General features: G+C 35.8%; 20 protein-coding genes and 1 pseudogene. 13 read left to right on the top strand and 8 right to left on the bottom strand.

Annotated elements, in window-relative coordinates; genetic code table 11:
• Window position 1: 1 nt before the first annotated feature.
• Window positions 2–1,111, bottom strand: coding sequence for a mandelate racemase/muconate lactonizing enzyme family protein (locus KI356_RS03150; protein ID WP_088057362.1), 1,110 nt, complete (start codon window positions 1,109–1,111; stop codon window positions 2–4).
• Window positions 1,112–1,204: 93 nt separating this feature from the next.
• Between KI356_RS03150 and KI356_RS03145 the strand changes: the two genes are divergently transcribed.
• Window positions 1,205–2,482, top strand: coding sequence for a transcriptional regulator (locus KI356_RS03145; RefSeq protein WP_212934785.1), 1,278 nt, complete (start codon window positions 1,205–1,207; stop codon window positions 2,480–2,482).
• Here the strand turns inward: KI356_RS03145 and nhaC are convergent.
• Window positions 2,479–3,900 (bottom strand): Na+/H+ antiporter NhaC, encoded by a 1,422-nt coding sequence (nhaC, locus tag KI356_RS03140; protein ID WP_212934784.1) that lies wholly within the window; start codon window positions 3,898–3,900, stop codon window positions 2,479–2,481. The genes KI356_RS03145 and nhaC overlap by 4 nt on opposite strands.
• 276 nt (window positions 3,901–4,176) lie before the next feature.
• Between nhaC and KI356_RS03135 the strand changes: the two genes are divergently transcribed.
• Window positions 4,177–5,292 carry a M20 peptidase aminoacylase family protein gene (locus KI356_RS03135; protein ID WP_002115703.1) on the top strand — a complete coding sequence of 372 codons (1,116 nt, stop codon included), beginning with the start codon at window positions 4,177–4,179 and terminating at the stop codon, window positions 5,290–5,292.
• 151 nt (window positions 5,293–5,443) lie between these two features.
• A complete protein-coding gene (locus KI356_RS03130; protein ID WP_212934783.1) occupies window positions 5,444–6,058 on the top strand; it encodes an SAM-dependent methyltransferase in 615 nt (204 codons plus the stop codon).
• A 104-nt stretch (window positions 6,059–6,162) separates the two neighbouring features.
• On the opposite strand, the gene ahpF is transcribed toward KI356_RS03130, so the two are convergent.
• Window positions 6,163–7,689, bottom strand: a complete 1,527-nt coding sequence (gene ahpF, locus KI356_RS03125) for an alkyl hydroperoxide reductase subunit F (RefSeq protein ID WP_212934782.1) — start codon at window positions 7,687–7,689, stop codon at window positions 6,163–6,165.
• 14 nt (window positions 7,690–7,703) lie between these two features.
• Window positions 7,704–8,267 carry an alkyl hydroperoxide reductase subunit C gene (gene ahpC / locus KI356_RS03120; protein WP_002115711.1) on the bottom strand — a complete coding sequence of 188 codons (564 nt, stop codon included), beginning with the start codon at window positions 8,265–8,267 and terminating at the stop codon, window positions 7,704–7,706.
• 589 nt (window positions 8,268–8,856) lie between these two features.
• Here ahpC and mtnK point away from each other — a divergent pair.
• The 3 genes from mtnK to KI356_RS03105 are packed head-to-tail and all read left to right on the top strand — an operon-like array spanning window position 8,857 to window position 11,829.
• The gene (gene mtnK, locus KI356_RS03115) at window positions 8,857–10,083 is read left to right on the top strand and encodes an S-methyl-5-thioribose kinase (protein WP_212934781.1); all 1,227 of its coding nucleotides are present in this window, start codon (window positions 8,857–8,859) and stop codon (window positions 10,081–10,083) included.
• A gap of 12 nt (window positions 10,084–10,095) precedes the next feature.
• Window positions 10,096–11,136 (top strand): S-methyl-5-thioribose-1-phosphate isomerase, encoded by a 1,041-nt coding sequence (gene mtnA / locus KI356_RS03110; RefSeq protein WP_212934780.1) that lies wholly within the window; start codon window positions 10,096–10,098, stop codon window positions 11,134–11,136.
• A gap of 51 nt (window positions 11,137–11,187) precedes the next feature.
• The gene (locus KI356_RS03105; protein WP_128282661.1) at window positions 11,188–11,829 is read left to right on the top strand and encodes an L-fuculose-phosphate aldolase; all 642 of its coding nucleotides are present in this window, start codon (window positions 11,188–11,190) and stop codon (window positions 11,827–11,829) included.
• Window positions 11,830–11,869: 40 nt separating this feature from the next.
• Here KI356_RS03105 and KI356_RS03100 read toward each other — a convergent pair whose 3' ends face one another.
• From KI356_RS03100 to KI356_RS03090, 3 genes are read right to left on the bottom strand one after another with little or no spacing between them, the layout of a single operon-like run.
• Complete coding sequence (locus KI356_RS03100) at window positions 11,870–12,877, bottom strand: FecCD family ABC transporter permease (protein ID WP_212934779.1); 1,008 nt, start codon at window positions 12,875–12,877, stop codon at window positions 11,870–11,872.
• Window positions 12,874–13,914 (bottom strand): FecCD family ABC transporter permease, encoded by a 1,041-nt coding sequence (locus KI356_RS03095; protein WP_212934778.1) that lies wholly within the window; start codon window positions 13,912–13,914, stop codon window positions 12,874–12,876. The genes KI356_RS03100 and KI356_RS03095 overlap by 4 nt, the downstream gene beginning before the upstream one ends.
• Window positions 13,915–13,962: 48 nt before the next feature.
• Complete coding sequence (locus tag KI356_RS03090) at window positions 13,963–14,880, bottom strand: iron-hydroxamate ABC transporter substrate-binding protein (protein ID WP_212934777.1); 918 nt, start codon at window positions 14,878–14,880, stop codon at window positions 13,963–13,965.
• A gap of 331 nt (window positions 14,881–15,211) precedes the next feature.
• On the opposite strand from KI356_RS03090, the gene KI356_RS03085 reads away from it, so the two are divergent.
• Window positions 15,212–16,261, top strand: coding sequence for an NAD(P)/FAD-dependent oxidoreductase (locus KI356_RS03085; protein WP_212934776.1), 1,050 nt, complete (start codon window positions 15,212–15,214; stop codon window positions 16,259–16,261).
• A 324-nt stretch (window positions 16,262–16,585) separates the two neighbouring features.
• On the opposite strand, the gene KI356_RS03080 is transcribed toward KI356_RS03085, so the two are convergent.
• Entirely contained in the window at window positions 16,586–16,954 is a 369-nt protein-coding gene (locus KI356_RS03080; RefSeq protein ID WP_212934775.1) for a hypothetical protein, read from the bottom strand.
• A 180-nt stretch (window positions 16,955–17,134) separates the two neighbouring features.
• On the opposite strand from KI356_RS03080, the gene KI356_RS03075 reads away from it, so the two are divergent.
• From KI356_RS03075 to KI356_RS03050, 6 genes and pseudogenes are all read left to right on the top strand, one after another.
• A complete protein-coding gene (locus KI356_RS03075; RefSeq protein ID WP_002010190.1) occupies window positions 17,135–17,374 on the top strand; it encodes a helix-turn-helix domain-containing protein in 240 nt (79 codons plus the stop codon).
• A gap of 246 nt (window positions 17,375–17,620) precedes the next feature.
• Complete coding sequence (locus KI356_RS03070) at window positions 17,621–18,142, top strand: LSm family protein (RefSeq protein ID WP_212934774.1); 522 nt, start codon at window positions 17,621–17,623, stop codon at window positions 18,140–18,142.
• A gap of 21 nt (window positions 18,143–18,163) precedes the next feature.
• A complete protein-coding gene (locus tag KI356_RS03065) occupies window positions 18,164–18,613 on the top strand; it encodes a spore coat protein (RefSeq protein WP_212934773.1) in 450 nt (149 codons plus the stop codon).
• Between the two features lie 177 nt (window positions 18,614–18,790).
• Window positions 18,791–19,459: a YwrJ family protein gene (locus KI356_RS03060; RefSeq protein ID WP_212934772.1), complete on the top strand. Its 669-nt coding sequence runs from the start codon at window positions 18,791–18,793 to the stop codon at window positions 19,457–19,459.
• Between the two features lie 246 nt (window positions 19,460–19,705).
• Window positions 19,706–20,971 carry an S-adenosylmethionine decarboxylase related protein gene (locus tag KI356_RS03055; RefSeq protein WP_212934771.1) on the top strand — a complete coding sequence of 422 codons (1,266 nt, stop codon included), beginning with the start codon at window positions 19,706–19,708 and terminating at the stop codon, window positions 20,969–20,971.
• 142 nt (window positions 20,972–21,113) lie between these two features.
• Window positions 21,114–21,256: pseudogene (locus KI356_RS03050) on the top strand (ATP-binding protein); the annotation flags it as partial.

Below are 21,256 nucleotides of genomic sequence, written 5' to 3'. Positions count from 1 at the left end.
TTTAGCGTACAACGTCTTGAAAGACGGTTAATTCTTGTAATGTATTTTCGTTTATTTCAATGCCGAGTCCTGGCTTTTCGTTTAAGCGAATAAATGGTACGTCGTAATGTAGGTTTCCGATGTCTTTCGTGAATTTTAATGGACCTGTAAGTTCGACACTAGTAATGATTTTTTTTGAGAAAGCGACATGGAATCCTGCGGAAGAGGCAACAGATGATTCGACCATCGATCCAACTTGGCATTCAATGCCTGCCATTTCAGCTTGATGAGCGAGTTTTACAGCTGGATATATGCCGCCGCATTTCATTAGTTTTATATTCACTTTATCAGCTGCGTCTAATTTAATAATTTGGCGCATTTCACGAGAGCCTTTTAATCCTTCATCAATCATGAGCGGAAGGTCTGTTTTAGAACGAATATGGGCCATTGCGTCAATATCGTCTGCTACTACAGGTTGTTCAATCCAGTCAATGTTTAAATGTCCTAATGAACGAAGTGCTGTTAATGTGTTTGCGCTATTTTTCCAGCCTTGGTTTACATCAACGCGGATCGCGATATCATTTCCTACGCGTTCACGTACAGCTTCAATTCGTTTTACATCTTCTTTTACATTCGTACCGACTTTCATTTTGAAAGATTGGTAACCTTTCTGAATCATAGAGGCAGCTTCTTCAGCCATATCTTCTGAATCGGCGATACTTAAGACGTGAGTGACAGGAAACTCTTCATGGTAGCGCCCGCCAATTAATTGATATACAGGTTGATTTAGTTTTTTGCCCATTATATCAAAACAAGCAATATCAATTGCAGCTTTCGCTGTTGGCACACCGTAAATTGTATTGTCCATCATGTCGTGTATTTTTTCGATATTCATTGGATTTTGCCCAATTAGAGCAGGAGCAAGTATATGTTTTAAAACATGGAAAGTACTTTCCCATGATTCACCTGTAACGTGATCATCGGCAACGCCTTCGCCGTAACCGATAATACCTTCATCTGTTTCCATTTTGACGATAATAGAAGGCATATCAGAATAAGAACCATAACTAATAACAAACGGATCTCGAAGCGGTAAACGAATTGCGTAAAGATGAATAGCTGTAATTTTCATTGAATAAAGACCCCTTCCTGTTTACAATAGTTTTGTACATTTGATATAGTTGACGTTAAATAGTCGTTAATTAATGATGAGGAGTTAGAGAAAATGATAATAAAAATTGCAGTTGTCGGTTCAAAAGAGTTTATGGAGAATCTTTTACCTATTGCTCATAAACTAGAAGAGATAGAGATTGATCCATATATTTACCTTCACCCGGCAGAATCTTCTGAAATATTAAAGCGTTTAAAACCTTGTGATGTTATCTTTTTCTCCGGTGCCCTACCTTATTATATGGCAAAAGAAATAAGAGAACAATTACGAATTCCAAGTACGTACTTACAGCAAGACGAGACAACTGTTGCATCTTCACTCCTTTCTATAATATATCATCAAAGTATTCAACCTCATAAAATTTCAATTGATTTAGTAGACCGTTCGTTTATTACAAATGTGTTCCATGATATCGGTATAAAAGAAAATCCACAAGTGTTGGATTATGAAAATATGTTATGGAGTAAAGATGAAATAAGTAGAATCATCGATTTTCACGTAGATAAATATCAAGCCGGAGAGGCTGATTTAGCTCTAACAAGTATTCATGCTGTCTACGACGAACTTCAAAAAATAGGTATTCCCTCAGAGCGTATGATAGATCCGACACAATCAATTATACATGGGTTAAAAGATGCAAAAATAAAAGCTGAGTTAGCAAAAAGCCATTCAGCTACTGTTGGTGCTTGTATGATTTCTTCTTTAGAACTACGAAAAGATTTAATTGAACAACTAGATGTTATTTCAAAAGAATTACGTGGTTCATTCAAACAAGTTGATGACATGACTTTCATTTTGTATACAACTCGTGGTGATATCGAATCGATTATAAAAACAAATATGATAGATAACGTATTTACAAGTGTAGAAGGAGTGGTATCTATTGGATTTGGTTACGGAAAAACAGTAAATGAAGCGGAACAAAATGCAAAAATCGCTCAAGGTTTCGCAAAAAATAATCCGATAGAACGCTGTTTTTATATACTAACAAGTGATAAAGAATTATTTGGTCCGTTCCCGAAAGAACAGAGAGTACAAAGTTTAAAAAACGATAATCCTGAATTAATGAAAATAGCAAAGGAAACGAAGCTTAGTCCTGCAAACTTGTCAAAAATTATTCAATTTAGTCAGTCGCATCCATCATTGAAATTTACAGCGGCCGATCTTTCTGAGTACTTACAAGTGACTCGGCGATCGACGGAAAGGCTGTTAAAGAAATTAGTTGATTATAGGTATGCCAATATTTGCGGCGAGGAAATGCCCTATCAACAAGGGCGCCCTCGCGCAATATATGAGCTGAATTTACCATTGTATTCGTTTCAAAAATTTTAAGCTTCTAGTTGAGCTTTTTGTTTTTTCAGTAGGTCTGCTTTTTCAATATCCGATAGCTTCGTAATTGTGAGACCAGTTATGCCGTAAATGATGGAGATAATAGGTACGATGAAATTCAATATAGCATAAGGAGCATATTCGAATGCGCCGACTCCAAGTGTTGCGAGTATAAATACACCACATGTATTCCAAGGTACGAAAACAGAAGTTAATGTTCCACCATCTTCTAATGCTCTGGATAAATTTTTAGAATGTAGTCCTTTTTCTGTGTACGCATTTGCATACATTCTTGAAGGAACAACAATCGAAATATATTGTTCAGAGCAAGTGAGGTTTGTTGCAAAGCAAGATGCGATAGTAGAAGCGATAAGTCCCTTTGCTGATGTCGCTAATTTTAAAATTTGATTTACAATTGAGCGAAGAATTCCAGTATGTTCTAATACTCCGCCGAAAGTCATAGCGACAATTGTCATAGAAACTGTATTCATCATCGAATCTAAGCCACCGCGGTTAAATAGTTCGTCTACTAGCTTGTTTCCAGTGTCTATGACAAATCCAGTTTGGAGTGCACCGACAGCGGCTGAGACAGAACCACCTTGAATAAAGACCTGGGATAGAAACCCTAAAATGATACCTACTAGAATAGCTGGTATAGCTGGTACTTTTTTAGCGACCAATACCATAACGACTACAGGTATGATTAATAGGAAGGGTGAAATAACAAAGTTTTGTTGCAATACTTGTAATGTTTGATCGATGCTTTTTGCATCAATATTGTTATCGCCGAAGCCTCTTCCTAAGAACGCATAGACGATAAGAGTAATAATTAAACCTGGGATTGTAGTAAATAACATATGACGGATATGCACGAATAAATCTGTATTTGTTAATCCTGCGGCTAAGTTCGTCGTGTCTGAAAGCGGTGACATTTTATCGCCGAAATAAGAGCCTGAAATAATGGCACCAGCAACCATTGGGGCTGGGATTCCCATACTTAGGCCAATACCCATTCCAGCAACACCAATTGTTCCCATTGTAGACCAGGAGCTACCAATCGCTAACGCAACGATAGAACAAATCACGGTAATTGAAACTAAAAATAGTGATGGAGTTAAAAGTTCTAAACCGTAATAAATCATTGTTGCGACGATTCCACCGCCAATCCAAGCACCGATCGTTAAACCTACAAGAATAATGATAACGATAGCGGGTAATGCGAGGCGAATTCCTTTATACATTGCTTCTTCAATGTCGTTCCATTTGTAACCGTAACGCCAAGCGACGATAGAAGCAACGGTTGTACCGATAATAAGTGGAACGTGAGGGCTTTGTTTTAATACAACAATTGTAACCATCATAACTGCAACTGTAATGATAATAGGGATTATTGCTACGCCAAAAGGTATTTCTTTTTTCATAAACTGCCTCCTCATTATGTATGTTTGTATTTTTTGAATTGTCGCAAAATAGACGTTTATTAAGTTATAATAACTAAAAATATATGTAAGCGTCAATAAAAAACAGAAAATAACGAATGTTCTTTCTGTATAAGGTGAGTGGAAATGAGTTATTAATAGCGCTTGAAAATAAATAATTGACTTTTTTCTTAAAATTCAATATGTTCATAAAAACATCTGTTTTTCATAAGTATAATTAACCTGAATGGTTTGTAATTTGGGAAGGAGAATGAAACGTTGAAAACATTAGAACTACAAGAGCGTTTAACGGAAATTTTTCAGCATTTACACGAAAACCCTGAAGTGAGTTGGAAAGAGTATGAAACGACAGCGTATATTACTAATTTTTTAAAAGAAGAAGGAATTTCATATAAAATATTTGATGATTGCCCAGGCGTGATTGCTGAAATAGGAAGCGGTAATCCAGTTATCGCGATTCGTGCTGATATGGATGCACTTTGGCAAGAAGTAGACGGGGAGTTTAAAGCAAACCATTCGTGTGGTCACGATGCTCATATGACAATTGTGATGGGCCTTATTTTACAACTGAAAAATATGAGATGGGATAGCGGTACTGTTAGATTTATTTTTCAGCCGGCAGAGGAAAAAGGAAATGGTTCTTTAAAGATGGTAGAGAAGGGCGCCGTGGATGATGCAGATTTCTTATTTGGTGTTCATTTAAGGCCGATTGAAGAACTGCCTTTGAAACAAGCTGCACCGTCTATTCGTCACGGAGCAGCAGGGTTTTTAGAAGGTATGATTCATGGAGATGATGCACACGGGGCACGCCCGCATCAAGGGATAAATGCAATTGATGTCATCTCGATGATTAATATTGGATTGAAAAATATATGGTTACCGCCTCAGACGTCTTATTCTGTTAAGATGACGAGATGCCAAGCTGGTGGTGATAATCTAAATATTATTCCGGGTAACGGGCATTTTAGTTTAGATGTAAGAGCAGAAAATAACATATTACTAGATGAATTGAAGCAAAAAATAGAGCAAGTAATTCAGTCAGCTGAATCAATGGGATCTAAACTTTCTTATGAGTGGATCGATCTCGCACCAGGAGCAGAAGTGTCAGAAGAAGCAGAGCGTTATATGCGCAAGGGTATTATCGAAGTGTATGGAGAAGAGAGATGTACAGGACCGCTCTATACGACAGGAAGCGATGATTTCCATTACTACACAGTGAAGAGACCACATTTAAAAGCTGTCATGCTTGGACTAGGGGCAAACTTACAACCTGGATTACACCATCCGTATATGAAGTTCGATCATAGTTGTATAATGGATGGAGTAGAAATATTGAAACAAACTGTATTGAAAGTGCTGGAAGACAGGGGCTAGAGAGCTCCTGTTTTTTTGTAGGAATTTGTCGTTAAGTCGATATATTTTCATTTGCGACAATATAATTTCACGTATCAATTAATTTTATGTGAAATGAGCATTCAATACGTGGTGTATAATAATAGTAATATTTCTTAATAGGAGCAAACGAATGAACGAACAATATTACGATGCTGTATTAAATATAAAAACTGTGGGTGAGCAAAAAGGATTTAATAAGTCTATGCATTACCACCGCTATGAACCGACACCGTATAGCGGGTTGGATGAGTTATTGAATCAATACGAAATTAAAAGTGGCGATCGAATTGTAGACTTTGGATGCGGAAAAGGACGATTAAACTTTTACATGCATCATAAGTGCGGTGCTTCAGCAGTTGGAATTGAAATGAATGAAGAGTTTTATAAAGAAGCGATAGATAATCGTGATCGTTATGCACGAAAAGTAAGAGACGGTAAAGATAAAATTCAATTTGAGTGTTGTTTAGCGCAAGAATATGAGATTGATCCGCGTGATAACCGATTTTATTTCTTTAATCCGTTTTCAGTACAAGTGTTTATGAATGTAGTTAATAACATTTTACTTTCGGTAGAAGAAGCGGAGAGAGAAGTGGATATTATTTTATACTATCCTTCGGAGGATTATATTTTCTTCTTAGAGAATCAAACTGCGTTTGAGTTGAAGAAAGAAGTTAGATTGCCAGGGGCTTATGAGAAGAATGGGAATGAGAGGTTTTTAGTTTATAGATTAGAATCTTTGTCATAATTTGTCGGTAAGACGATATATTTGAATTATCGCTGATATAATTTCATTCACGATTTATTATTCATTAAACTACAAAAGCAGGTGCCACGGCACCTGCTTTTGTATTAGTTACGGATTAAGTAATCAAATGCACCTAAAGCTGCGTTTGCACCTGAACCCATAGAGATGATGATTTGTTTGTACGGATTATTTGTACAGTCACCTGCAGCAAACACTCCTGGTACGTTTGTAGCGCCGTGCTTGTCTGTTACGATTTCACCGCGAACGCGTTCAACAGTTTCGCCTAACCAGTCTGTGTTTGGCACAAGACCGATTTGAACGAATACACCTTGTAATTCAACGTGATGAACTTCTTCAGTTTCACGATCGATGTAAGAAATACCGTTTACTTTGTCAGTACCAGTAATTTCTTTCGTTTGAACGTTTTTCAGAACAGTTACGTTTGGTAAGCTGTTAAGACGTTCTTGTAATACAGCATCAGCTTTTAATTCTGGCATGAATTCAAGAACAGTTACGTGATTAACAATACCTGCTAAGTCGATAGCTGCTTCAATACCAGAGTTACCTCCGCCAATAACCGCTACATCTTTTCCAATGAATAATGGACCGTCACAGTGTGGGCAGTATGCTACACCTTTGTTTTTGAACTCAGCTTCACCCGGTACGCCAACATTACGCCAGCGAGCACCTGTTGAAACGATTACGCTCTTACTTTTCAGAATAGCGCCGTTTTCAAGTTCCACTTCAATAAGTTCTTTTTTCTCTAAACGTTTCGCACGTTGTAGATTCATTACATCGATGTCGTATTCTTTTACGTGCTCTTCAAGGCTTGCTACTAGCTTAGGACCTTCAGTGCGTTTTACGCTGATGAAGTTCTCAATACCCATAGTATCCATTACTTGACCACCGAAGCGCTCAGCAACGATACCTGTGCGGATGCCTTTACGTGCTGCATAAATTGCTGCACTTGCACCAGCTGGGCCGCCACCAACAACAAGAACATCGTATGGATCTTTATCAGAAAGCTCTGATGCATCTGGACCGTTACCCATTTTAGCTAAAATTTCTTCAAGTGTCATACGACCGCTTCCGAAAGATTCGCCGTTTAGGTACACAGTTGGTACTGCCATGATGTCTTTACTTTCTACTTCCTCTTTGAATGCAGCGCCATCAATCATAGTATGTGTAATACCAGAGTTAAGAACGCTCATTACGTTAAGAGCTTGTACAACATCAGGACAGTTATGACAACTTAGGCTGATATAAGATTCAAAATGATATTCGCCTTGAATGTTTTTGATTTGATCGATTAGTTTTTGTTCAACTTTTGGAGCACGTCCACTAACTTGTAGTAAAGCTAACACTAATGAAGTAAATTCGTGTCCTAATGGAATACCAGCGAATACTACACCAGTGTCTTCACCAGGGCGATTTACGCTAAAGCTTGGTGTTCTCTCTAGTTCAACTTTTTCTACTGTAATCTTAGATGACATAGTAGCTAATTCGTCTACTAGAGATAACATATCTTTAGATACGTTATCTTCTCCTGCGCTAACTTTAAGTAAAATATCGTTCTCCATTAACTGAAGGTATTGGGATAGTTGTGTTTTTATATCTGCATCTAGTATCATTTTGATCGAACTCCTTAGATTTTGCCTACAAGGTCAAGGCTTGGTTTAAGTGTTGCAGAACCCTCTTGCCATTTAGCTGGGCAAACTTCACCTGGGTTGTTACGTACGTATTGAGCTGCTTTAATTTTGTTAACAAGAATGCTTGCGTCACGACCGATACCGTCAGCATTGATTTCCATAGATTGGATAACGCCGTCTGGATCGATGATGAATGTACCACGAGCAGCAAGACCTTCTTCTTCAATTAAAACGTTGAAGTTGCTAGTGATTGTGCGAGTTGGGTCACCAATCATAATGTATTCGATTTTGCCGATAGTTTCTGAGCTATCATGCCAAGCTTTGTGAGTGAAGTGAGTGTCTGTAGATACAGAGTATACTTCAACACCTAAGTCTTTTAGAGTTGCATATTGGTTTTGTAAGTCTTCAAGTTCAGTTGGACAAACGAATGTGAAGTCAGCTGGGTAGAAACAAACTACACTCCATTTTCCTTTTAAACTTTCGTCAGTAACTTGGATAAATTCTCCATTATGGTAAGCATTAGCTTTAAACGGTTTTACTTCTGTGCCGATTAATAACATATTAAATTTCCTCCTAAAGGTTGGTTTTGAGCATCAAAAAATAGTTTGCTCATAAAATATATATTTTAATTAACTATAATAATTCTAATTCGATATTAATTATCATATAGAAGTGGTTATTTTGTCAAGAGAATAAACCAACTTTATACCAATTTAATTAATATTTATTCTCAATTAAGGCTGTTAGGGAATTAAAAGGTAATTTTCATGTCGTAAATTTTCAATGAGTGTTTGAAAGAGTAGTGTGTATGTTAGAGATATGGTGTAAGTATAAGTTCTTCGGAAGGAAATATTTCTTAGAAGTTGTGGATTTGAAAAGGAACTGCTTATTTCTATTTTACAAAGAATTATGCGATAAATAAAACAAAATGAATCGGAATCTTTGTGAACAATTTTTGTCATCTCAAATATATAATTAAGAAGTATATTGCAATGATAATTAGAAACATTGACTCAAAGTACTAACAAGATATAATAAAACCTAGATATACCTTTCAAAAAGAAGAATATATATTATAGGATGAAACATTTCGTCTATTATTTTTTATAGCTTTTAGAAAACGCTTACAATTAGTATGGAGGGGAAGCCATGTCTAAGTTCACGAAGTATTTTTTAATGGAAGCTAAAGATGTGATTACATATGTGAAAGAGAAAGTGCCTAAGTTTGAACAGGCAAAGGGGTTAAAGTGTAAAGAAATAGGCGATGGCAATTTAAATTATGTGTTCCGCGTTTGGGATGAAAAGGAGAACATTTCCATCATCGTAAAGCAGGCTGGGGATACAGCACGTATTTCAGATGAGTTTAAGTTATCGACGAATCGTATTCGTATAGAATCAGATGTTTTGCGATTAGAGGGAGAGTTAGCACCTGGACTTGTGCCAAATGTATATTTGTTTGATAGTGTGATGAATTGTTGCGTGATGGAAGATTTATCAGATCACACAATATTACGCACAGCACTCATAAATCATCAAATGTTTCCGAGGCTTGCTGATGATTTAACTACTTTTATGGTAAATACTCTTCTATTAACATCAGATGTTGTAATGAATCATAAAGAGAAGAAGGAACTCGTGAAGAATTATATAAATCCTGAGTTATGTGAGATTACAGAGGATCTCGTATATTCAGAGCCATTTACAAACCATAATAAACGCAACGAATTGTTTCAATTAAATGAAGGATGGATTAGGGAGCATATTTATGGTGATAAAGAGCTTCGTATGGAAGTAGCGAAGCTTAAATTTTCTTTTATGACGAATGCGCAGGCGCTGCTTCACGGTGATTTACATACTGGTTCTGTTTTTGTAAAACGTGATTCTACAAAGGTGATTGATCCAGAGTTTGCTTTTTATGGACCTATGGGATATGACGTTGGGAATGTAATGGCGAATTTAATGTTTGCATGGGTGAATGCAGATGCAGTGATGCAATCTGGTATGGAGAAAGATACATATATGAACTGGCTAGAATCTACCATGATAGATGTAATTGATTTATTTAAGAAGAAGTTTTTAGATGCTTGGGATATTCATGTGACAGAGGTTATGGCGAAGGAAGAAGGCTTTAACCAAGTTTATTTACAATCTGTATTAGAGGATACAGCTGCAGTGACGGGTCTTGAGTTAATTCGCCGTATTGTTGGTCTAGCGAAGGTAAAGGATATTACTTGTATTGAGAAGGATGCAGCGCGTGCTAGAGCGGAGCGAATTTGTCTTCAGGCCGCGAAGAAGTTTATTTTACAAGGGAATCAATATAAAACAGGTGGCAGTTTTGTAGAAACGTTAAAACAACAAATGCATAGTGCGAAGTAAGGGGAGAAGATGATGGCAGAGCAATTAATACCAATTCAGTGGAAAGATGATGCTTTAGTGTTGTTGGATCAAACGGTATTGCCGAACGAAGTAGTCTATGAATCTTTTAAAACGGCTGAGGGTGTCTGGGATGCGATTCAAGTAATGAAAGTACGAGGAGCTCCGGCAATAGGAGTTTCAGCAGCCTATGGTGTGTATTTAGGGGTAAAGGAAGTTGCTGAAAGTTCGGTGGAAGAATTCATAGAGGAAGTAAAAAAGGTATGTGCATATTTAGCAACATCAAGACCGACGGCAGTAAATTTATTTTGGGCACTTGAAAGAATGGAAAGTGTAGCGAAAGAGAATGCTCACTTATCAATTGCGCAGTTGAAAGATAGATTATTAGAAGAAGCAAAAGAGATTCATAGAGAAGATGAAGAAATTAACCGTCAAATTGGAGAACACGCATTAACATTATTCCATGATGGCATGGGAGTATTAACGCATTGTAATGCAGGTGCGTTAGCAACGACTAAGTACGGTACCGCGACAGCTCCAATGTACTTAGCGAAAGAAAAAGGATGGGACCTTAAAATCTACGCTGACGAAACACGCCCAAGATTACAAGGTTCAACGTTAACAGCATTAGAACTGCAGCGAGCGGGAATTGATGTAACGGTCATTACAGATAATATGGCAGCAATGGTCATGTCACAAGGGAAAATTGATGCGGTAATCGTTGGATGTGACCGCGTAGCAGCAAACGGGGATGTAGCAAATAAAATTGGAACATTAGGCGTATCTATTTTAGCTAAATACTACAACATTCCATTTTATGTAGCAGCACCAACGCCGACAATTGATTTGAAAACACCGACAGGAAAAGAAATTCCAATTGAAGAAAGAGATGCTTCTGAAGTGATCAATCGTTTCGGACAATATTCTGCTCCGAAAGAAAGTAAAGTATATAATCCGGCATTTGATGTTACGCCATATGAAAATGTAACAGCGATTATTACGGAAAAAGGGATTGTGGAAGCACCGTTTACGGAGAACTTAAAAAAGCTATTTTAGTAAGTAGATATATAGTCAGTCATCATAAGCTTCATACTTAGGGGGATGTATATGTTATTACAAAACGAAAGAGAAGAAATTGTAGCGTATGGAAAGAAAATGATCTCCAGTGGTTTAACAAAGGGGACTGGGGGTAATATTAGTATTTTTAATCGTGAACAAGGGCTTGTTGCAATTAGCCCAAGCGGTTTAGATTATTATGAAACGAAGCCTGAAGATGTAGTTATATTGAATTTAGATGGTGAAGTGATGGAAGGAGAGAGAAAACCATCAAGCGAGTTAGACATGCACCTTATTTATTATAGAAATCGTGAAGATATAAATGCGCTTGTGCATACACATTCTCCTTATGCAAAGACAATCGCATCATTAGGATGGGAACTTCCTGCTGTGTCATATTTAATTGCTTTTGCAGGTCCAAATGTTCGCTGTGCACCGTATGAAACATTTGGTACGAAGCAATTAGCAGAGGCAGCGTTTGAAGGGATGATTGATCGTCGTGCAGTGTTGCTTGCGAACCATGGTTTAATGGCTGGAGCGAATAATATAAAAATGGCATTTACTATCGCAGAAGAAATTGAGTTTTGTGCGCAAATTTATTATCAAACGAAAAGTGTCGGAGAACCGAAGTTATTGCCAGAAGACGAGATGGAGAATTTGGCGAAGAAGTTTGAAGGGTATGGACAGCAGTAAAATGAAAACACCCTCAAGGAAAAATCTTGAGGGTGTTTCTCTATGCCTTCTTCAATAACAAATACATAAAGTAAGGTGCACCAATTAAAGCAACGACAATACCAGCTGGAATACCGCTAGGTTCGACGATATTTCGTCCAATTGTATCCGCTAGTAGCAATAACCATCCGCCGATTAAAACAGCGATAGGGATGAATATTTGATGCCTTGGTCCTACTAAAGATTTGGCGATGTGAGGAGCCATCAGTCCGATAAAGCTAATTCCTCCTGTTACGGAAACAGCTGCAGCTGCAAGCGCAACGGCTGCAACTAATAAGTATCTTCGTTCTTTTTCAATTTCAATACCAACTCCGATTGCTACTGGTTCGTTTAATGCTAGTATATTTAATCGATTTGCTTTATAGAAGACAAATGGGATTAATACGATTAGCCATGGAAGCATTGCTAAAACAAATGTCCAGTCATCTCCCCAAATGTTTCCGGCAATCCATTTTGCGATAAAGTCCACTTTCATACGATCAGCGGATGAAATAAGGACAATCATCGCTCCAGATAGTGCAAATGAAAAACCGATGCCGGTTAATGTTAAGCGTATTGGCTGAAGTCCTTCTGTTTTACTGTATGAAAATACGTAAATTAGAACAGCTGTTAGAAAAGCACCGATAAACCCAACGACTGGTAGTAAATAAAGAAATGAACCTACGTCTATTGGGAAGTATAGAAAGAAAACAGCAACTGCGACACCAGCACCAGAGTTAATGCCGAGAATACCTGGTTCAGCTAAATCGTTTCGGGTAATACCTTGTAATATAGCACCTGATAAAGCAAGAGCCATACCAGCTAATAATGTAATGACAATTCTAGGTAGCCTTAAAGAGTATAAAACGAATTCTTCTTTAAACGTACCTTGTCCCATAAGTGTTGGGATTAATCTGTCATAGGAGAGAGCGGCAGAACCGAGTCCCATTCCAATTACAATTGTTGTGATGATAAGTATAAGTAATGCAAGTATGATAAGGCGTTGTTTTTTTAGAATAGATTGCATCATGAGAAAGTTCTTCCTCCTTTACGTACAATGAATAGGAAGAATGGTAATCCTACAATTGCAACGATTGCAGCAACTGGTGTTTCATACGGAGCGTTAATTGTACGTCCGATTGTATCTGCGAGCAGCATAAAGGAGGCACCAGCAATCGCTGACATCGGTATAACAAAACGGTAGTCTGGTCCAACGATCGGACGAACCATATGAGGTACCATTAAGCCGATAAATGCCATGTTTCCGACAAGTGCTACGGAAGCACCTGCAAGCAAGATAATAATGATAAATAAGATTGTTTTAATGACAATAATTTTTTGACCGAGTCCAACAGCAACTTCTTCACTGAAACTAAGGACTGTCAATTTTCTCGCAAGTAAGATAGCGAGAAATATACTTAATGAAATAACGGGAATAATAATTTTCAACTGGCTCCAAGTAGTTCCAATTACTCCCCCGGCAGTCCACATTGATACATCTTGTGAAATTTTAAAGTAAATGCCGACTCCTTCTGAAATTGCGAGTAGAAATGCTGAAACTGCAGCACCGGCTAATACAATTCGAAGAGGAGAAAGGCCGCCTTTTTTCACCATACCAATTCCAAATACCATAATAGCGCCAATTGCAGCACCGATAAAGCAAGCTAGCGTTAGGTAAAGATAGCTTATAGAAGGATTGAAAGCAAGTGTTAGTGCCAGTGCAGCATTTGCACCGCCAGTTAGGCCAAGTAATCCCGGATCAGCAAGAGGGTTTCGCGTTAATCCTTGCATAATTGCACCAGAAACAGCGAGTCCAGCTCCTACAAAAATAGCGGCAACTTCACGTGGCAAACGTATTTCGCGAATAATAGATATTTTGTCTCCTTTAGCGGAGGAAGTGAGTGCTAACCATACATCTTTTATAGAAGTATCTGCAGCACCTAACACCATTGCAAACATAAAAATAAGAAAGAATGCAATGATACTCAAAATTAATTTGTATGTAAAAGCCATGGAACGTGGATTGTCGTGATCTTTTGTCATTTGTTTCACATCTTTTCTTTTCATAGAATAAAGGAAGAGGAATTCTTAAATTAAGAATTCCTCATGTTTGTATTATTGACCAAGAAAGCTCTTCTTGAAGAAGTCTAGTTGGAAATCTAAAGTAAGTGGATCATTGAAATAGAATTCCATCATGTTTGCTTCATATACACGATTATTTTTTACTGCTGGAATGTTTTTATATGATTCTGTCTCTTGGAATGAGTTATCAGTATCTTTGTTTTTACTTACGATTAAGTAATCACCAGCGAACTCAGGTAATACCTCAGTAGATAATGCATAGTAACCTTCTTTTAATGCTTTTTCTTTTACTTTTTCAGGCATTTTTAATTTCATTTCTTGGTAAAGAATTTCTGTTCCACGGCCCCAGTTTTCGCCGTATACGTAAAGCTGTTTGTTGAAGTTTTCAACAACAGAGACTGTTGCATCTTCACCAATCTTCGCTTTAATTTCTTTTCCAGCTGTTTGTGCGCGTTTCTTGAAATCATCAACCCAAATTTTTGCTTCTTTTTCTTTATTTAATAATTTACCGATTTCTAAATGCTGTGTTAAGTAATCAACTTTTCCGTAAGTGTATGTTACAGTAGGAGCGATTTTCTTTAACTTATCAACATTTTTAATATTTGATAAACCAATGATTAAATCTGGATTTAATTCTGCAATCTTTTCAACATTCTCATCTGATACTTCAGCGACATTTTTAAGTTTGCTATCGAAACGTGGGTTTTGTTTAGACCATGAATCTACCCCAACAAGATTTACACCTAATGACATTACGTTACCAGCGAATGATGATAAGACAACAACACGTTGTGGGTTTGCTGGAACTTCTACTTTACCATTTTCAGACTGGTATGTAATTGTTTCTGATTTGTTATCTTTTGCATCGCCCTTTTTGTCTGTAGAGCCATTGCTACAAGCACTCATAACAAGAACGAAAAGAACTGTTAGTGAAATAAATAACTTTTTCATCGTTTTTCTCCTTTAAATAGCTTGTATGTGTATACAATAATTTGTTTAACTTTAATTCTTTTGAAAGATTAGTGGTAATGCAAAATGTTTATTAAAAATCTTGAATGTGAGATTTTACAATATAGTATTGACCATATTAATGAAAGAAAATGTAATCCCAAAATTGCTAATTATTAACAAGTTGATAATGATTATCACTATTGATTCTTTAAATAATATAATTATATATAGGTGCATTGTCAATAGTAATTTTGATTGTAAATTTTGCGGAAACAGGTTATATTTTATTGAGAATGATAATCAATGATTAGTAGCTGAGGAGTGAGCATGAATGAATCAAGAAGAATTGTTTGATGTAACCGTGATAGGCGGAGGGCCTGCGGGACTTTATTCAGCGTTTTATAGTGGACTAAGAGAGATGAAAACGAAAATAATAGAATTTCAACCACAGTTAGGTGGTAAAATACATGTTTACCCAGAAAAAATGATTTGGGATATTGGTGGATTGTTACCGGTTACTGGTGAGAAGTTAATTGAGCAACTTGTACAGCAAGGATTAACATTTAAGCCAGAAGTTGTATTGAATACAAAAATAGAATCAATTATTCGTAATGAAGATGGTATTTTTACGTTAAAAACAAGCAATGGAGAAGAACATTTTTCAAAAACAGTTATCGTCGCAACTGGAAGTGGTATATTGAATCCACAAAAGTTATCAATTGAAGGTGCTGAGAGATTCGAAGTCTCAAATTTAAATTATACAGTTAAATCGTTAAAACGTTTCAAGGATAAAACGGTGATTATTTCAGGCGGAGGGAACTCGGCAATTGATTGGGCAAATGAATTAGAACCGATTGCGAAAAAAGTTTATTTAACATATAGAAAAGAAGAATTATCTGGTCATGAAGCACAAGTAAAACAACTTATGAACAGTTCGGCAGAATGTTTCTTTAATACATCGATTACAAAATTAATTGCTGGTGCTAACCATGAAGCGATTGAATATGTAGAATTAACAAATCATGAAACGGGAGAGGTTTCTCAGTTACCTATCGATGAAGTTATTATTAATCATGGATATGAACGTGACATTACATTATTGGAAAATAGTGAGCTAGATGTCGCAATTGTAGATAATTACTTTATTGCAGGGAATGCAAATAGTGAGTCCTCGGTAGACGGATTATATGCCGCTGGAGATATTTTAAAGCATGACGGAAAATTACATTTAATTGCAGGGGCATTCCAAGATGCTGGAAATGCTGTGAATAAAGCGAAACAATTTATTCAACCAGATGCAAGTGAATACGGAATGGTTTCTTCCCATAATGAAGTATTTAAGAAGAGAAATCGAGAGTTAATTAAGCAGATGATGAAATAATAAAGTGAAACTTTAATCAGTGGGAGGTTATCCCCCACTGATTATTAGCCTTCACCAATCGGGCTTTTACGGGCAGCCCGGCTCCCACCTAACTCCCTCGCCTTCGCTGAATTTTGAGGTGGAAGTTTTACTGCCCACAAATAGCGGGATAAAGGAACAAGTATACCCCCATTTACTTCTCTATTCGTATGGACGAGAGAGGTAAATGGGGGTTTTCCTGTTTATTATATCTTCAATCATTATCATGACACCGGTTTCATTAGTTCATGTGAAATGAACGTTTTATTTGTAATCTCTCGAGAAAACAATGAATCTAGGTTTGGCTTATGCTGTCCCTTTTGCCTGTTCATTAGGAAATGGCATATTTAGTATAGACGCAATGTATTGTTTTCCGTGTTTTCGAGCTAATGATTCTAATATTTGGCGAACGCGTTTTGTAAGATGACCTTGTTTTTTTATAGCCTCACAATATGCGTCATAGAAAACGTATTTAGCCCAAAGGAAATCATCTTGTTGGAATAAGAAATGATTTTTGTACCATTCGCCAATAGTATGATAGCAATTGCTTTCATGTACTGCTGCACTTTGTGAAAGAATACGATCGGATAAAGAATTAGATAGATGAGAAATTGTGTTTTCTGTTTCAACTCGTAATGTTTTTTCTAACATTGTAATGATGTGACGAGTAGCCATATGTTAACTCTCCTTTGTGTAAATGGGTAATACCATTCTATATTTTAAAAAATACTTACTATACTATTATACAATATATGGAATGCATCTACCTGCTTTTTAATTTGTATTTACAAAATCTTTTTTATTTGTTTACAAAAATGAAGTAAGATACAGTATATATGAAAAAATAATAAAGGAATGAACACATTGTATATAACGATAGAAGAGGCTGCGGAGTATTTGAAATTACCAAAATCGTATGTTGAAGACTTAATTCAGCAAAAGAAAGTTCGTGCACTGTTTGATGGAGAGCAATATTTAATAAACAAAGAACAGTTTAATACACATTTAGAACAAATGGAGAAATATAAGCAGTTAGTGGAAGAAATATTAAACGAACCAATTCCAGAAGATATGGATGTTAAAGACGAAGATTAAATTTATGAAAAGATCCCGTAATAAGGTATACAGGAATGTATCTTATTACGGGATCTTTGTGTATTAAGATATAAAAAATCACAAGAAATCCTAGGGTTCACTTAAGCGAAGGAAGTTTTGTAGGTATTAGTACTACATGTTAAAAGCATATTTTTTCATAGCGGGGACAAACATAGCGAACATAACCTGTACAGATACATATACTATCAGTGCAAAAGCTTATAAATTAATGGAAGGGGTTTTCTCGTGAGTTTATTTCATTGGGATTTTTTGGAAGATTTAATTGGATCTTATGTAAGAGTAAACAGAGGTGGACCAGAATCTCAAAAAGGAGCAATAGTATCAGTATGTGGGGACTACTTCGTATTACAGAATGAAAAAGGAGAGCACCATTACTACCAGCTTTGCCATCTGAAAAGCATTACAAAAAATACGAAAGATGGTGGGATAGGTGATTCTGTATGGTTGGAGGAAGACAGTGCAGAAGACTTTGAAACGCTACTTCAAGGCTTCAAATACCGCTGGGTGAAAATTAATCGTGGTGGTCCAGAGAAAATTGAAGGTATTTTACAAGATGTTTCTAGCGATTATGTAACGTTAATTATAAAAGAAGAAGTTGTGTTAATTGCACTATCTCATATTAAAAGTGTTAATTATAATGCACCTGTAAGTGGAGAGAGCGATGAGAGTAGCGATGAGAAAAGTAATGAAAACAGCAATAATTCAAGTCGAGCTCGCGCACAAAGACAATCAAGTAGAGGAAGATAATATAGAAAGGAGGATATGAATTTGAAGGATGTAGTATGCTGTGAGCAAATCAAAGGTTTAGTCGGTGAGAATGTAAAAGTAAATCTTCGTGGACCGGAAAGTCGAGTAGGTGTACTGTCATTGTTAGGAAAAGATTACCTTATAATACAATTACCTCATGGAGAAGTAGTGCATTATCAGCTGAAACATGTGAAGAGTCTAGTCAGGAAAGCGAAAGAAACAAAAGGTGACGATTACTATGGTTCATGTTTCTATTCTGATGAAGATACTTTTTTAGATGTATTAAGTGACTTGAAGTATAAGTGGGTAAAGATTAATCGTGGCGGACCAGAGAGTGTGGAAGGTTTATTAAGTGATATACATGATGGAAATATTACACTAGTAAACGGTGATGAAGTCATTTATGTAATTAATGCTCATATTAAGAGTGTGAGTCAAATAGTTAAAGATAAAAAGAATGAAGAAGAATAATGTTTAATAAATAAGAGGGGCATTATGATTGAAAGTGAAGAACGATTTCGTATTTCGCTATAATTATTTCGCGGTATATGAAAAAGATTTCTTACTATTAAGACAGAACATTGCCCCTGATTATTTTTTAGAAATGAAAGACAGGAAAAGTACAAATTCATAGAAAGGAGGATATAGATGAATGAGTTAAACAAGAACATTGGAGAAAGTATATACGTTAAATTAATCGGTGAAAAAAGATTTAAAGGTGTATTAATTGATATAGGGAATGATATCGTTGTTCTTTACAATGGACAAGATTATGTATATATATCTTTATACCATATCCAATATTATAAATTTTTAAGAGAATATGACGAAGAAATATTAAAACCAGATGTGGATTCTGTAATTAAGAGAGAATCACCTTCAATTTCTTTGAGAAAAGTATTAAGCACATCTAAAGGGATTTTTACAGAAATTTATGTGGCAGGAAATGCTCCAATACACGGTTATGTTACAAGTGTAATGAACGATTATATTGTTTTTTATAGCCCGGTTTATAAAACGGTATATATATCTTTAAAGCATTTGAAATGGTTAATTCCTTATAAAGAAAACCAAGTCCCTTATTCCCTCAATAAAAATGAGCTCCCCGTGAATCCATTAAATATTACTTTAGCTAGAACGTTTGAAGAACAGCTTATTAAAATGTCTGGGAGAATTATGGTGTTTGATTTAGGTGAGGAATCTAATAAAATTGGAAAAATGGTGAAAATCGATGAAGGACATATTGAAATACTAAAAGCGCGTGATGCAAAAATGTATGTGAATATTCAACATGTAAAATCTGTCCATTGTCCGTAGACTAGTTAAAAGGGCTGGCTTTTTCTTTTATATATGCGGAAGAAAAGGTCGAGCCTATTTGTTTACCGCTATTTGGGTATGAGGGGGAAAATGAATTGAATATAGTAAGTATGTTACTGTTTTTTTACTTATAAAGAGGTAATCTTGTACGAAATTATAAAAAATCGGTACGAGCTATCTTTTATTGTATTCAATTCATTTTTTGAGGAAGTACTGCTCAACTAATCTATTAAAGGGGTTTTGTTTGTGGAGCAGTTTCCAAATGCGTTTTCTATTGCATTACTTGGCAGTGCTGGTGGGGCAGCGAAAGCAGTGTTAGCAATTTTGAATCAAGCGATAGTGAATGAAAAAGATCCAATTTATGAAGCGATAAAAAATGTAAATTTCCATTTGATGGATATAAAACAAAAAGATAAAAGTTATTATGATGATTTGTTTCCAAATTTGAAAGATCAGTTTTTTTTATATGAAATAAACCTTCAGGATGTAGTCAACTTTAAACAGCATTTAAAAGAAAAAAGAACGAAGGTTGTTATTGACGTTTCAGGAGCAGATACAATTAGGGTACTGAGTTGTTGTAATGAACTTGGAATTTATTACATTAATTCAGCCTTGGAAAATGAGGCAGTAGATCAAGATGATAGTTTACTAGGTTTTCAGCTTACGGAAAGGTATATGAGGTTTGAGAAGGAGAAAGAAAAATTTACAAATACAAGAGCAATTATAGGCTCAGGTATGAATCCAGGTGTTGTTCAATGGATGGTTGTTGAGCTTATGAAAGAACGTCCAAATGAAAAACCAAGAGCATGTTATATTGTAGAACATGATAATTCATTTTTGAATGATAAAGAGCTTATAAAACCTCATACACTTTATGCATCATGGGCAGTTGAGCGTTTTCTTGATGAAGCGATATGGAGTTATCCTATGTATATGAGTCATCATCGTTCACTTTACTTTTATGAGGATGTATATGCTTCAGAGTATAAAGTGAAGTTAGGAGAAAAAGAATTTTATGGTTGTTTAATGCCGCATGAGGAAGTCTTAATTTTAGGAAAAACTTTTAATATGGAAGTTGGTTTTCTTTATCGGATTAATGAATATACAACAAATTTAATTAGACAAAACTTAGATAAAGTAGAAGATTTATGGAATTGGAATCGTAAAGTATTTAATCCCGCAGAAGAAGAGATTACGGGAGAGGACTTAGTTGGTGTGTTACTCGTATATGAAAATAGCGAGACATACATGTATAATGTAATGAATAGTAGTCAAGTTTTTCAAAAGTATAAAACAAATGCAACTTACTTCCAAGTAGGATGTGGGATTTATGCGGGCTTGTGTAGTTTACTTTTAGATACCTTTGGACAAGGTGCTTATTATGTAGAAGAATTATTATTAAATACTGAAAGCAAGTATGGGGAATATTTAAATTTATATATGAAGGATTTTGTAATAGGGCATAATAATTTTACAGATGGATTGCTACATGATAGGGTAAGGTGGCTATAAAATGTGACTGAAAAGGAAGGAGCTGTATCTCCTTCCTTTTATAGTATTAGAAGGTTACATATTGCCCTGAAAGCAATTTCATATTTATAATTTAAATAACATTTGAAATGTTTTTTTGGGATTGATCAAGAGGAGTTTTTATATGAACAAATACAAGAGCTTGATTTATGAAGAAAGAGAAGCTTTAAAAGTATTTATATTATTATTCTATATTATATTCTTTCTATATGACATTATCTATTATTTCGTTTATCCTGCTATGAATATTAATGCAGCGAGGATAGG

The organism is Bacillus hominis (assembly GCF_018332515.1).
Taxonomy (GTDB): domain Bacteria; phylum Bacillota; class Bacilli; order Bacillales; family Bacillaceae_G; genus Bacillus_A; species Bacillus_A hominis.
The sequence above is the reverse complement of the archived record's forward strand: the minus strand, read 5'-3'. Positions and strand labels throughout refer to the sequence as shown.